A 13,748-nucleotide genomic window follows, 5' to 3' on the forward strand; every position below is an offset into this window, starting at 1 on the left:
TTCACCCGCCCGAGGCCCGCTGTTCGACTCGGTCGAGCCAGGCGTCGAGCGCCGGGAGCGCGAGATAGGCGATCGTGGAGTGCGTGGCGCCCGGCACGACGGTCTCGGTGACGTCGACGCCGAGCGACCGCTCGCGGGCGACGAACTCGGCGGTGTCCGCGGGCAGCACGAGCCGGTCGTCGGCTCCCTGCGCGACGAAGAGGGGGACGTCGATCGCGGTGCGTCCGGCGGAGTTCTCCTCGAGGAGACCGGCCCAGGGCTCGATGGCCGTCGGGTCGTGCGCGAAGAAGTCGCCGACGAGCGGCTCGGCGATCGCGTGCAGCCGATCGAGCTCTGGCAGGAGGCACAGCCGGTTCATCTCCGGGAGCTGTGCGATCGCCTCCGGGGTGAGCACCGTGTCGAGCTCGGCGCCGGGCATGGTCGGACCGTACACGTCGGCGTACGCGGCGAAGGCGTAGGACCCGATCGTGACGCCCGAGAGGTCGTCGAGGTGCGAGCCCATGAGGGCGGTGAGGTCGGCCGCCGGCGCGGCGGCCGCGACGGCGGCGATCTCGAGCTCCGGGGCGTAGGCGGACGCCTGTTCGGCGGCGAAGAGCACCGCCTGTCCGCCTTGGGAGTGCCCCCAGAGCACGACGCGGTCGCCAGCCGCCGCCGCCTCGATCGCCTGCGCCGCGCGCACGCCGTCGAGCACGGAGTGCGCGGCGGTGACCCCGACGAGGTACGAGTCGGGTCCCTCGGTGCCCATTCCGGCGTAGTCCGTGGCCACGACCGTGTAGCCGCGATCGAGCATCAGGCGCAGCCCCTCGATACCGAGGAACGGGTCGTCGCTGCGGGACGGCGCGCAGTCGGGCGAGGTGCCGGTGGTCGGATGCCCCCAGGCGAGCACCGTGCGCTCGCCCATGACCGGGCGGAGCGGGGTGACCACGATGCCCGTGACGGCGATCGGGGTTCCGTGAAGGTCGGTCGAGCGGTACATGATGCGCCAGCCGCGGCTCGCGAGGGGGACGCCGGCGAGCGGCTCGCTCCGGATGATCGTGCCGGGCGCGCCCGTGAGCTCGGCCGCAGCGGGCGCGGCGTAGAACGCGGCGAGGCCGGGGCGTTCCGCCGCGTCGCCCAGCGTGCGCAGGGCCTCCGCCGCCGTGAGCGTCGCGACGATGCCGAGCACGTAGGCCGCGACGAGCAGGCGAGCGCGACGACGTCGGGCCGCTCGCTCCGATGCGCGCCGCGGCCGGCCGGTCGCCGCGGCGGGCCCGGTCTCCCCGTCGGTCGCGTTCTGACTCACGCGGCGATCCTCGCAGATCGCGACCCGCACGCACATAATTCGAGACTTGAAGTTTTGCGTCGCGCGCGGCACACTGGTGCCACGGATTCCGAACGGCGCTCGGGATTCAGCCTCTGCCTCACCCCACCCGCACCGGCCCACTCGACGATGAGGAGCCCCATGTCCATGCAGCCCCCGATCGACCCCGCCGCGGAGCTCGCCCCCACGGGCGCCATCTCCGCCACCGAGCCCGTGCCGGGCGACCCGCCCGCGAGCCCGCCGCCGACGCGGCGCACCCTCCCGGGCATCCTGCTCGTGGCCCTCACCCTCTTCGCGACCTACGGCGGGCTCATCGCGATCCTCCTGCCCATCCAGGTCGCGATGATCGACGAGGCGAACAAGGTCGCGAACCTCGCGATCGTCTCGACCGTCTCCTTCGTCTTCACCCTCTTCGCCCAGCCGATCGTCGGCGCCATCAGCGACCGCACCCGCACCCGCTTCGGCCGCCGCGCCCCGTGGATGGTGGGCGGCGCGCTCATCGGCGGCATCCTGCTGTTCGGCCTCGGCATGCTCGACTCGATCCTCTGGGTGACGATCTTCTGGGTGCTGATCCAGGTCTCGCTGAACGCCCTCCAGGGCCCGCTGTCGGCGATCACGCCCGACCGTTTCCCGCGCGACAAGCGCGGCGCCGCGAGCGCGATGTTCGGCATCGGCACGCAGCTCGGCATGACCATCGGCGTGATGATCGCCGGCCAGTTCGCGACGAACTTCGGCGTCGGCTACTCGGCGTTCGGCGTCGCGATCATCGTCGTCACCGTGGTCTACGTGCTCATCGACCGCGACTGGTCCTCGAAGGACGCGGCCATCGAGCCGTGGAGCTGGAGGCGCTTCCTCGGCGGCTTCTGGGTGAGCCCGCGGCAGCACCCGGACTTCGCCTGGGCGTTCGCGGCGCGCTTCCTGCTCATGCTCGGCTACTTCGTCGTCGCCGCCTTCCAGCTCTACATCCTCACCGACTACATCGGCATGTCGCTCGAGGGCGCCGCCGGGGCGACCGTGACGCTCACGCTCGTCTCGCTCGTGCCCACGCTCGTGGCCATCGCGCTCTCCGGCTGGTGGAGCGACAAGATCGGCCGGCGCAAGGTGTTCATCTACGTCGCCTCGGTCATCATGGTCGCGGGCTTCACCATGCCGCTCCTCATGCCGAACATGACCGGCATGATCGCGATGGCCGTCATCAACGGCATCGGCTTCGGGCTCTACATGTCGGTCGACGCCGCGCTCATGAGCGAGGTGCTGCCGGGCGACGGCGCGGCCGCGGGCAAGGACCTCGGCATCCTGAACATCGCGACGAACATCCCGCAGGCGATGAGCGCCGCGGTCGCCGGCACCATCATCGGCGTGCTCGGGGGCTACCCGATGCTCTTCGTCTTCGGCATCGTATTCGTCATCATCGCTGCGATCGCCACCGCCCCCATCAAGAGCGTGCGTTAGGAGCACTGCATGTCGCACACCCCCGCCACCGAGCCCCGCCCATCGGCATCCGCCATCGACACCGCCGAGTTCGTGGAGGTCGACACCCTCGCCGGACGGGTGCGCGGGCGGTGGCGCCCGACGGTTCGCCGCACGAGCGACGCGAGCGGGGGCGGGGGCGCCGAGCGCTCGGCGGCGTTCCTCGGCATCCCCTTCGCGGAACCGCCCGCCGGCGAGCTGCGCTTCGCGGCGCCCGTGCCGAAGGCGCCGTGGACCGGCACGCTCGACGCGCTGGAGTTCGCGCCGACGGCGCAGCGCGGCGACCCCGGCGTGACGCTCATCCCGGAGCCGAGCGTGCCGGGCGAGTCCACGCTCAACGTGAACGTCTTCACCCCGTCGCCGGTCGCACCCGCGCAGGGCGAGGCCGGGCTCCCCGTGCTCGTGTGGATCCACGGCGGCGGCTACTTCGCCGGCTCCCCCGCGAGCCCCTGGTACGACGGCCGCAGCTTCAACCGCGACGGGGTCGTCACCGTCACGATCTCCTACCGGCTCGGCTTCGACGGCTTCGGCTGGATCGCGGATGCCCCGTCGAACCGCGGCGTACGCGACTGGCTGCTCGCCCTCGAGTGGGTGCAGCGGAACATCGCCGCGTTCGGCGGCGACCCCGGGCGGGTGACGATCGCCGGGCAGTCGGCCGGCGGCGGCGCGGTGCTCACCCTCCTCGGCATGCCGGCGGCGCAGCGCCTGTTCCACGGGGCCTACGCCCTGTCGGCGGCGCTCGCCGACGTCGCCACCTCACGGGCCGAGGCCTTCGGCCGGGCGCTCGCCGAGCAGGCCGGCGTCGAGCCCACCCGGGCGGGCTTCGGCGGCCTGCCCGAGGAGCGCGTGCTCGAACTGCAGAAGCAGGCGACCGAGCTCGGCCCCGACTCGCTCGGCTCGATCATCGAGGACGGCCTGCCGCTCGGCCCCGCGGTCGACGGCGAGCTCATCGAGCGCCCCACGCTGGAGTCGCTGGCCGCGGGGGTCGGCCGCGGCATCCCGCTCGTGCTCGGCGCGACCGACGACGAGTTCACGATGGCCTTCACGGAGGCCGAGAAGAAGCTGCGCTGGGTGCCGAAGTCGCTGCTGCTGAAGAAGCTCGGCCTGCCGAAGGAGCGCCTCAAGCCCTACCTGCGGGCCAACGCCGACGTCGCCGCGAAGGGCACCGCGCGGATCGCCGGGCGCTTCCTCAGCGACCGGATGTTCCGCACCGCCGCGCTGCGCGTCGTCGAGGCGCGCGAGGCCGGCGCCGCCTCGACTTCGGCGGGCGCGGATGCCTCGGCCGGCACCTGGCTGTACCGCTTCTCGTGGCCCTCCGGCACCTTCGGCTTCGCCGAGCACTGCCTCGACGTGCCGTTCTTCTTCGACTGCCTCGACGGGCCGGCGATGGTGCCGCTCGCCGGCCCGAACCCGCCGCAGGCGCTCGCCGACGAGCTGCACGCGGCCGCCGTCGCCTTCATCGGCACGGGCGACCCGGGCTGGCCGGCGGCGCACGGGCCGGGCCCGGCGGCGAAGGTGTGGGACGTGCCCTCCCGCGTGCAGCCCGACGCCTACGCCTCCGTCGGCCCGCTCCGCTGACCCCGCACCGCCCGCTGGGCCCGGTCCGCCCGCCCGGCCCGGTCCGCCCGCCCGGCCCGGTCCGCCCGCCCTGCGCCCTCAGCGCCGGCGGAAGCGGGCGGCGAGGCCCCAGCCGGTGACCCGCAGCATCGCCTCGAGCACGATCCCGACACTCATCTTCGAGCGCCCGAGCTCGCGCTCGACGAACGTCACGGGCACCTCGACGACCTGGAGCCCAGCCTCGTGCGCGTGCCACAGCATGTCGACCTGGAAGCCGTAGCCCTTCGTGTGCACCTCGTCGAGGCGCATCCGACGGAGGCCCTCCGCCCGGAACGCCCGGTACCCCGCCGTCGCATCGCGGGTCGGCAGCCGCAGCACCCAGCGCGCGTAGGCGCTGCCGCCGCGGGAGAGCAGTTCGCGGTACCTGGGCCAGTTCTCGATCCGGCCGCCCGGGATCCAGCGCGAGCCGATGACGAGATCGGCGCCCTCGCCGAGCGGCGCGAGCAGGCCGTCGAGCTGCTCGGGCAGGTGCGAGCCGTCGGCATCCATCTGCACGATCGGGTCGTACCCCGCCTCGAGCGCCCAGGCGAAGGCGTCGAGGTAGGCGGCGCCGAGACCCTCCTTGCCGGCGCGGTGCCGCACGAGCACCCGCTCGTCGGCGGCGGCGAGCTCGTCGGCGAGCCCCCCGGTGCCGTCGGGCGAGGCGTCGTCGACGACGAGCACCGCGGCGGCGGGCTCCGCCGCGAGCACCCGGCCGACGATCGCGGCGAGGTTCTCACGTTCGTTGTACGTGGGGATCACCACGAGCGGGCTGGGCATCCCTCGAATCGTAACCGCTCGGTGCCCGCTCAGCGCACGCCGCGCATGAGCCGCAGCACGCCCCGGCTGCCGACCGCGAGCGCGAGCCCCAGCACGATCGCGATGCCGCCGAGCACGCCGAAGTAGCCCACCTCGGTCTCGGCGGAGTAGAACTCCGCGAGCCGGCCCGAGATCGCGGTGCCGAGCGCGACGGAGAGGAAGAACAGCGCCACCATCTGGGTGTGGAACACCTCAGGCGCGAGCTTCGTCGTGACCGACAGCCCGACGGGCGAGAGCAGCAGCTCGGCGACGGTGAACACGAACAGGATGCCGATGATCGCGAGCAGCGGGGTCGAGTTCGGGCCGCCGCCCGCGAAGGGGATGAACAGCAGGAACCCGACGCCCATGATCACCGTGCCGAGCGCGAACTTCACTGGCGTCGACGGCTGGCGGGCGCCGAGCTTCGTCCAGATCGCGGCGAAGACGCCGGAGAGCACGATGATGAAGATCGGGTTGATCGACTGCACCCACGACACGGGCATCTCCCAGCCGAAGAGGTCGCGGTTCAGCTGCTTGTCGCTGTAGATCGTCAGCACGGTGAACTGCTGCTGGTACAGCGACCAGAACGCAACGCTCGCGATGAACAGCGGGATGAAGCCGACGACCCGGCTGCGCTCGACCGCCGTGATGCGCCGGCTCGACAGGATGACCGCGAAGTACGCGACCGCGGCGACGATCGTCGTGCCGATCACCCAGACGACGAGGTTCTCGGCGGTGATGAGCCCGGTCTCGACGAGCACCGTGATGACGACGACGCCCGTGACGGCGATGCCGATCACGAGGCCGATGCGGCCGCGGGGAAGCGGGTTCGGTACGGCGGATGCCTCGGCCGGCAGTCGCTTGCGGCCGAAGGAGTACTGCACGAGCCCGATGGCCATGCCCGCCGCGGCGAGCCCGAAGCCCCAGTGGAAGCCGAGGGTCGACTGCAGCAGCCCGGTGAGGATCGGGCCGAGGAAGCCGCCGAGGTTGATGCCGAGGTAGAAGATCGAGAAGCCGGCGTCGCGGCGCACGTCGTCGGGGGCGTAGAGCGTGCCGACGACGCTCGTGGCGTTCGCCTTGAGGCCGCCGGAGCCGAAGGCGACGAGCACGAGTCCGACGCCGACGCCGAGGAAGCCCGGCAGCAGGGCGAGGGCGAGGTGGCCCGCCATGATGACGATGGCGCTGAAGAACAGCACCCGCTCGCTGCCGAGCAGGCGGTCGGCGATCCAGGCGCCGAGGATCGTCGAGAGGTAGACGCCGCCGCCGTAGGCGCCGACGATGCCCGCGGCGGAGGCCTCCGGGAGCCCGAGGCCGCCGTCGGCGACCGAGTAGTAGAGGTAGATGAGCAGGATGCCCTGCATGCCGTAGAAGCTGAACCGCTCCCACATCTCGACGCCGAAGATGTTCGCGAGCGCCCGCGGCTGTCCGAAGAAGCCGTGGTCGTTCCGGGCGTCGGGCTCGCTCGTCGCTCGCTGATCCCCCATGCCGCTCACCCTACTCCCGCCCCAGTTTCCGACTTGCCCGACTTTCATGAAAGTCGGGCAACCCTGGGGGTGGATTCCGACTTGCCCGACTTTCATGAAAGTCGGGCAAGTCGGGGGCGCGGTGTTCGCGGCCGGGGCGTCGGGTCAGGCGAGGCGGCCGGTGCGGGCGACCTCGCCGAGCCACGCCAGGCTCGGCTTGGGGTGCCGCTCGAAGGTCTCGCGGTCCCAGCCGATCAGGCCGAAGGTGGGGGCGAAGCTGCCCCACTCGTAGTTGTCGAGGGCCGACCAGTGCAGGTAGCCGCGCACGTCGACACCGTCGGCGAGGCATCCGGCGACCGCCTCGAGCGCGCCCCGCGTGTAGTCGATGCGGCGCGCGTCGTCGGCGGTCGCGATGCCGTTCTCCGTCACGTAGACGGGCACGCCGCTGCGCGCCCAGGCGTTGCGGATGCCGTCGCCGACCGCCGGCGGGTAGTACTCCCAGCCGGTGAGGGTGCGCTCCGCGCCCTCGGGGATCGGCAGCGGCCCCTCCGGCCCGATCTTCGTGCGGGTGTACGCCTGCACGCCGACCCAGTCGTCGCCAGCGGCCGCGTCGAGGAACACGTCCTCGCGAGAGCGGCCGTAGTCGGCGGCCACCTGCTCCGCCCCGGGCTCGGGCTGGTACGCCTGCGTCGCGACCGTCCAGCCGGCCTTCGCGCCGGCGCCGCGCACGAGCTCGACCGCGCGGCGGTGCGCCGCGATGAGCCGCTCGGTCACCTCCGGCACGCCCGGCGGCAGCCCGACCGAGGGAAAGCCGACAGCGGGGTCGGCGAGCACCGAGACCATGTTCGGCTCGTTGATCGTGCAGACGTGCGCGACGTCGTCGAGGATCGGCAGCGCCGCCTCCACGAAGCGGGCGAAGTGCTCGACCGAGGCATCCGTGAGCCAGCCGCCCTCGCGCGCGAACCAGATCGGGTTCGTGAAGTGGTGCAGTGTCACCGAGGGCTCGAGCCCGAGCGAGCGGGCCGTGTCGACCATGCGCCGGTAGTGGTCGAGCATGGCCCGCGAGACGAAGCCGCGCTCGGGCTCGATCCTGGCCCACTCGATGCTGAAGCGGTAGGTGTTCAGCCCGGCGTCGGCGAGCAGCGCCATGTCCTCCGGGTAGCGGTGGAAGCTGTCGGCCGCGTCGCCCGAGGGCTCGGCGACGGGCGGACCGGGCAGGTGCCCGTGCTCGCGCTGCCACCAGTCCGAGTTCACGTTGTTGCCCTCCACCTGGTGGGCCGCGGTCGCGGCGCCCCAGAGGAAGCCGTCGGGGAAGGCGGGGTTCGTCATACGGTGCTGGTCTCCTGAGTCGGTCGAGTCGGTCGGGTCGGACTGGTCGGTCGGGTCGGGTCTGGCGGCGGGGGTCACTTGATGCCGGTGAGGGCGATGCCCTGCACGAAGTAGCGCTGCAGCACCACGAAGACGGCGAGCACGGGCACGACGACCACGACGGCGCCGGCCATCATGAGGCCGTACTGCGCGGCGTTCTGGCCGACGGAGTAGAGCGCGAGCGCCACGGGCAGCGTGTACTTGTCCTCGCTCGTGGCGACGACGAGCGGCCAGAGGAAGTTGTTCCAGCTGGCGAGGAAGGTGAGGATCGTGAGCGTCGCGACCGCGGGCCCGCAGAGCGGCATGATCACCCGCAGGAAGATGCGCCACTCGCTCGCCCCGTCGATGCGCGCCGCCTCGATGAGCTCGTCGGGCAGGGAGAGCATGAACTGGCGCATCAGGAACACCCCGAGCGGGGTGATCAGGAACGGCAGGATGAGCCCCGGGTACGAGTTCACGAGGCCGAGGTTCGCGGTGAGCACGAACAGCGGCACGAAGGTCACGACGCCCGGCACCATGAGGGTCGCCAGCACGAGGCCGAACAGCAGCCGCTTGCCGCGGAACTCGAGCTTCGCGAGCGCGTAGCCCACCATCGACGAGAACACGATGTTGCCCGCGGTCACGAAGAACGCGACGATCAGGCTGTTCGCGAAGTAGTTCGCGAAGTCGAGCCGGCCGAACAGCTGCGCGTAGTTGTCGAGCGTCGGATCGATCGGCCAGAAGTTCGTCGGGTGCTGCCGGATCTCGGCGTTCGTCTTGAACGAGCCGAGGATCATCCAGACGAACGGCATGACCATCGCGACCAGGCCGGCCGCGAGCACGAGGTAGAGCCACCAGCGGCGCGGGCCGCGGCGTCGCCGGGGCGGTCGATCGCCCGTGCGTAGCGCGGCGGCGCCGACGGGCGGGACGACGGATGCCTCGGCCGCGGCGCCGGCCGCGGCGGGCGGGTCGGTGAGCTGGGTCATGTCAGTCCTTCCGTCCGAGGAAGCGGAACTGGATGAGCGAGAGCGCGACGATCGCGAGGAAGAGCACGTAGCTCGCAGCCGAGGCGTAGGAGTAGTTGCCGAAGCCGAACTGCTGGTACGTGTACATCGCCGTCGAGAGCGTCGAGTCGAGCGGGCCGCCGCGGGTCATCACGAAGGGCTCCTCGAAGAACTGCAGGAAGCCGATGCCGGTGATGACGGCGGCGAACAGCAGGGTCGGCCGCAGGGCGGGCAGCGTGATCGAGCCGAAGCGCTGCCAGGCGTTCGCACCGTCGACCATGGCCGCCTCGTGGTGCTCCTTGGGCACGCCCTGCAGGCCGGCCAGGAAGATCACCATGAGCGTGCCGATGTTGCGCCAGACGGCCATCATGATGAGCGAGGGCAGCGCCCAGCTCGTCGACTGCAGCCAGTTCGGCCCCTCGATGCCGAACCAGCCGAGGAAGGCGTTCAGCAGGCCGTCGGGCTGCAGGATGAACCGCCAGACGATCGCGATCGCGACGATGCTCGTGACGACCGGCGCGTAGTAGCCGACCCGGAACACCGTGCGGAACTTCGCGATCCCGGTGTTCAGCGCGAGCGCCACGGCGAGCGCGAGCGCCATCGTGACGGGCACCCCGACGAGCACGAAGATGCCGGTGTTCAGCAGTGAGCGCACGAAGCGCGGGTCCTCGAAGAGGCGCAGGTAGTTGTCGAGGCCGACGAGGTTCACGTTGAACGGGGTCTGCAGGTCGCGCGTGGTGAGGTCGGTGAAGCTCATCCCGAGCGAGGCCACGATCGGGCCCGCCATGAACACGAGGAAGAGCACGACGAACGGCGCGGCGAACCCCCAGGCGACGAGTGTGGCGCGCCGGCTCCGGCGCCGCGCCGCACGGGCGCGGGCCGGGGCCGGCGTGGGCAGGGCGGTCACGACCGGATCACTGCCCCGTGCCGATGGACTCGGCCTGCTGCTGCACCGACGCCAGCGCGTCGTCGACGCTCGTCTCGCCGCGGGTGACCTTCTCGAGCTCCTGGTCGATGACGGCCGAGACCTGCGCCCAGGTGGGGATCGCGGGCGGGGCCTTCGAGTCGGTGAGCTGCTCGCCGAAGACGCTCAGGTACGGATCGTCGGCGAAGGTCGGGTCGTCCCAGGCGGCCTCGACGCTCGGCAGGTCGGTGGACACGTCGTACCAGGCGATCTGCGTCTCGGGCTGGCTCAGCCAGCGCACGAACTTCCACGCGGCATCCCGGTTGTCGCTGTCGTCGAAGACGGCGAGGTTGCCGCCGCCGGTGAAGCTCGTGCGGCTGTCGGCGCCGGGCACCATCGCGACGGCGAACTGCTCGGCGAACGCGTCGCCGCCCTGTTCGAGGAGGAGGCTCACGTGGAACGGGCCGCTGAAGAAGGAGCCGACCTCGCCGGAGATGAACTTCTGCTCGATCTCGCCGCCCTCGAGGCGGACGGGCTCGGAGATGCCGTCCTCGAAGAAGCTCGCGTAGAACTCGAACGCCTCCTTCCACTCGGGGCTGTCGAGGGTGAAGGTCTCGCCGTCCTCGGCGAGGATGTCGCCGCCCTGCTGCCAGGCGAGCGGCGCGACGTACTGCCAGGAGTCGAAGCCGCCGGGCGGCAGCGAGACGCCGGAAGCCGCGCCCTGCTGCTGCAGGGCCTTGGCGAAGGCGTGGTACTCGTCCCAGGTGGTGGGCGCCTCGACGCCGGCGGCCTCGGCGAGGTCGGTGCGGTAGTAGAGCACGCGGGTGTCGACGTACCAGGGCACGCCGTAGGCGGTGCCGTCGACGACGGTGGTGTCCCAGGACCCGTCGAAGAAGCTGTCCTCGTCGACGAGGCCCTCGGGGGTGGGCTCGAAGGCGCCGGTCGCGGCGAACTCGCCGACCCAGGTCGTGCCGAGCATCGAGATGTCGGGGGTCTCGCCGCCGGCGATGGCGGTGGCGATGCGGTCGTGCGCGCTCTCCCAGGGCACGGCGGTGACGTCGATCGTGACGTCGGGGTTCTCCTCCTCGAACTTCGCGGCGAGCTCGCCGAGCACCTCGCCCTCGTTGCCCATCGCCCAGATCTCGACGGTGCCCTTCGCGGGCTGCTCGTCGATGGCGCCCTTGCTCTCGTCACTGCCACCGCCGGCGCCGTCGCTGCGGCCGCAGCCGGCGAGCACGGTCGCGCCGACCGCCATGACGGCGCCCGCGAGCAGGGCGCGGCGCGCCACCCGGTGTGATCTCCATCGATTCATCGTTCGGCCTCCATCGGTCGTGGTCCGCGCGGCACGGGGGTGTGCTCCGCCGGATCCGGTCGGGCGTGCTGCCGCGACCGGCCCACCATAACCCAAAAACCTTACATCCGATAGGTTTTCGCATGAAGGTGCGATAGATTCGCTCCATGCACGACGACGAGACGCAGCGCGCAGCCGCCGCAGGGGCGGCCCCGGGGCATCCCGGCTCCCCCGCCCGCCCGCGCGGCGCGCGCGGCAGCTACGCGAAGGGGCAGGCCAAGCGGCAGGAGATCGTCGACGCCGCCCTCGTCGTCTTCGGCCGCAGCGGGTACCACAGCGGCTCGCTCCGCGAGATCGCCAAGCGGGTGAATCTCACGCCCGCGGGTCTCATGCACCACTTCTCCGGCAAGGAGGAGCTCTTCACCGAGGTGCTCCGCCAGCGCGACGCGCACGTGCAGGCGGCCGCGGGCGACGTCTCGGAGTCGACGCTGCTCGAGCAGGTGCGCAAGGTCGTCGCCTACAACCAGACCACTCGCGGGCTCACCTCGCTCTACACGGTCATCTCGGCCGAGGCGACCGACAGCGAGCATCCCGCGCACGAGGAGTTCGCCCGCCGCTACGCCGAGTCCGAGGCCTCCTCGAGTCGGGTGCTCGCCGACGCGCAGCGCGACGGGCTGATCCGCGCCGACATCGACCCGACGAGCGCCGCCCGGCTCATCTCGGCCGTCATGGACGGCCTGCAGCAGCAGTGGCTGCTCGACGAGTCGGTCGACATGACCGCGCTCTTCGACGAGTTCGTGCGCGGCTACCTGCTCGCCCCGCCCACCGCCTGATCGCGCCCGCGCGCGCTCCCACGCCGGCCCCGCGCCATCCATCCGTCTCAAATACCTTGCACTTGTTCGGTTTTAACGAGAGGCTGCCTTCGTCCCATCCGCACGAACGAAGGAGTTCCCATGCGAACGAGACTGCGCGCCCTGCTCGGCGGGGCGCTCGCGCTCGCCCTGCTCGTCCCCGCCACCGCCGCGAACGCCGGCGGGGGCCGCGGCGGCGGCGAACGCGACACGCTGCTCCGCTACGCCGCCGACACCTGGACGTCCATGACGGCGATGACCGACGACGGCACCGGACTCGTCGCCGACCACATCGACGGCGAGCTGCGCACCCCGAGCGGGTACACGAGCCCGACGAACATCGGCGGTTCGCTCTGGTCCACCGTCGTCGCCCGCGACCTGAAGCTCGTCTCCCGCGCCGAGGCGCGCGAGCGGATGGCCCGCACGCTCGACACCCTCGCCACCATGGAGCGGCACGAGCCGAGCGGCATGTACTACAACTGGTACTCCCCCGCCGACGGCTCGAAGCTCACCAGCTGGCCGACGGACGGCAGCGCGGTGCATCCCTTCCTCTCCACCGTCGACAACGGCTGGCTCGCCGCCGCCCTGCGCGTCGTCGCCGCCGCCGAGCCGCGCCTCGCGAAGCAGGCCGACGCGCTGTACGCGAGCATGGACTTCGGCTGGTTCCACGACCTCGAGGCCACCCCTGAGGCGGGCATCAACCGCGGCGGCTTCTGGGTCGAGCCGCCGCCCGGCTGCTCGGTGCCCGGCAACTACGGCGACGACGGCCCCGACGTGTACTACACGTGCCACTGGTACGACACGACGGTGAGCGAGGCGCGCATCGCGACGTACCTCGGTATCGCGAACGGGCAGATCCCCGCGGAGTCGTACTACGGCACGTTCCGCACGATGCCCGAGCGCGGCTGCGACTACGCCTGGCAGGAGCAGAAGCCCACCGGCGAGTGGCGCGAGTACCTCGGGGTGCCCGTCTACGAGGGCGTGTACGAGTACCGCGGCATGAAGCTCGTGCCGGCCTGGGGCGGAAGCATGTTCGAGGCGCTCATGCCCGACCTCTTCATCCCCGAGGCCGACTGGGGCGAGGACTCCTGGGCGGTGAACCACGAGGCCACCGTGCGCGCGCAGATCGAGCACGGCCTGGACGAGGCCGGCTACGGCTACTGGGGCTTCTCGCCCAGTTCGGACCCGTTCGGCGAGTACCGCGAGTACGGCGTCGAGGCGATCGGCATCAGCGCCGACGGCTACGCGAGCGACGTCGAGCGCACGAACGTCGACGCGGGCTACGAGGGATGCCGCGAGGCCACGAACCCGGAGCCGGACTTCGGCGACGGGGTGGTCACGCCGCACGCGGCGTTCCTCGCGCTGCCGTACGCGAAGGACGAGACCCTCGCCGACCTCGCCGGCCTGGAGCAGGAGCTCGGCGCGTACGGCCCCGGCGGCTTCTACGACGCGGTCGCGGTCGGCAGCGGCACGGTCGCGGAGCGGTACCTGAGCCTCGACCAGTCGATGATCATGGCCGCGATCGGCAACGAGCTGCAGCGCGACCGGCTGAAGGACTACTTCGTGGACCGCCAGTTCGAGCGCGCCGTGCGCCCGCTCGTCGAGGCGCTGGAGTTCGGCTCGGAGCTGCGCTGAGCCGCGCGCGCCCACACCCGCCTCACCCCAGAACCCGAGTTGCCCGACTTTCATGAAAGTCGGGCAACTCGGTCTTCCGGCGGGCGCGC

At 71.7% G+C, this 13,748-nt stretch carries 11 protein-coding genes; 4 read left to right on the forward strand and 7 right to left on the reverse strand.

Annotated features, from left to right (window positions below):
• Nucleotide 1 precedes the first annotated feature (1 nt).
• Nucleotides 2-1,282 carry an alpha/beta fold hydrolase gene (locus ACFWE1_RS15785; RefSeq protein ID WP_376934359.1) on the reverse strand — a complete coding sequence of 427 codons (1,281 nt, stop codon included), beginning with the start codon at nt 1,280-1,282 and terminating at the stop codon, nt 2-4.
• A gap of 159 nt (nt 1,283-1,441) precedes the next feature.
• Here ACFWE1_RS15785 and ACFWE1_RS15790 point away from each other — a divergent pair, with 159 nt between their 5' ends.
• Both ACFWE1_RS15790 and ACFWE1_RS15795 read left to right on the forward strand, forming a co-directional pair.
• Nucleotides 1,442-2,752 carry an MFS transporter gene (locus ACFWE1_RS15790; RefSeq protein ID WP_376934360.1) on the forward strand — a complete coding sequence of 437 codons (1,311 nt, stop codon included), beginning with the start codon at nt 1,442-1,444 and terminating at the stop codon, nt 2,750-2,752.
• A 9-nt stretch (nt 2,753-2,761) separates the two neighbouring features.
• Nucleotides 2,762-4,348, forward strand: coding sequence for a carboxylesterase/lipase family protein (locus ACFWE1_RS15795; RefSeq protein WP_376934361.1), 1,587 nt, complete (start codon nt 2,762-2,764; stop codon nt 4,346-4,348).
• 78 nt (nt 4,349-4,426) lie between these two features.
• On the opposite strand, the gene ACFWE1_RS15800 is transcribed toward ACFWE1_RS15795, so the two are convergent.
• From ACFWE1_RS15800 to ACFWE1_RS15825, 6 genes are all read right to left on the reverse strand, one after another.
• Complete coding sequence (locus tag ACFWE1_RS15800; protein WP_376934362.1) at nt 4,427-5,146, reverse strand: polyprenol monophosphomannose synthase; 720 nt, start codon at nt 5,144-5,146, stop codon at nt 4,427-4,429.
• A gap of 29 nt (nt 5,147-5,175) precedes the next feature.
• A complete protein-coding gene (locus ACFWE1_RS15805; protein WP_376934363.1) occupies nt 5,176-6,648 on the reverse strand; it encodes a peptide MFS transporter in 1,473 nt (490 codons plus the stop codon).
• Between the two features lie 144 nt (nt 6,649-6,792).
• Complete coding sequence (locus ACFWE1_RS15810) at nt 6,793-7,956, reverse strand: glycoside hydrolase family 1 protein (protein WP_376934364.1); 1,164 nt, start codon at nt 7,954-7,956, stop codon at nt 6,793-6,795.
• A 74-nt stretch (nt 7,957-8,030) separates the two neighbouring features.
• On the reverse strand, nt 8,031-8,960 hold the full coding sequence (locus ACFWE1_RS15815; RefSeq protein ID WP_376934365.1) for a carbohydrate ABC transporter permease: 930 nt from the start codon (nt 8,958-8,960) through the stop codon (nt 8,031-8,033).
• 1 nt (nt 8,961) lies between these two features.
• Entirely contained in the window at nt 8,962-9,885 is a 924-nt protein-coding gene (locus tag ACFWE1_RS15820) for a carbohydrate ABC transporter permease (RefSeq protein ID WP_229781666.1), read from the reverse strand.
• Between the two features lie 7 nt (nt 9,886-9,892).
• Nucleotides 9,893-11,170 (reverse strand): sugar ABC transporter substrate-binding protein, encoded by a 1,278-nt coding sequence (locus ACFWE1_RS15825; RefSeq protein WP_376934366.1) that lies wholly within the window; start codon nt 11,168-11,170, stop codon nt 9,893-9,895.
• A 170-nt stretch (nt 11,171-11,340) separates the two neighbouring features.
• Here ACFWE1_RS15825 and ACFWE1_RS15830 point away from each other — a divergent pair, with 170 nt between their 5' ends.
• The gene (locus ACFWE1_RS15830; protein WP_376934367.1) at nt 11,341-12,006 is read left to right on the forward strand and encodes a TetR/AcrR family transcriptional regulator; all 666 of its coding nucleotides are present in this window, start codon (nt 11,341-11,343) and stop codon (nt 12,004-12,006) included.
• 120 nt (nt 12,007-12,126) lie between these two features.
• A complete protein-coding gene (locus tag ACFWE1_RS15835) occupies nt 12,127-13,659 on the forward strand; it encodes a glucoamylase family protein (protein WP_376934368.1) in 1,533 nt (510 codons plus the stop codon).
• The last annotated feature ends 89 nt before the right edge of the window (nt 13,660-13,748 follow it).

This window comes from Agromyces sp. NPDC060279, assembly GCF_042726785.1.
In the GTDB taxonomy this organism is placed as follows: Bacteria; Actinomycetota; Actinomycetes; order Actinomycetales; family Microbacteriaceae; genus Agromyces.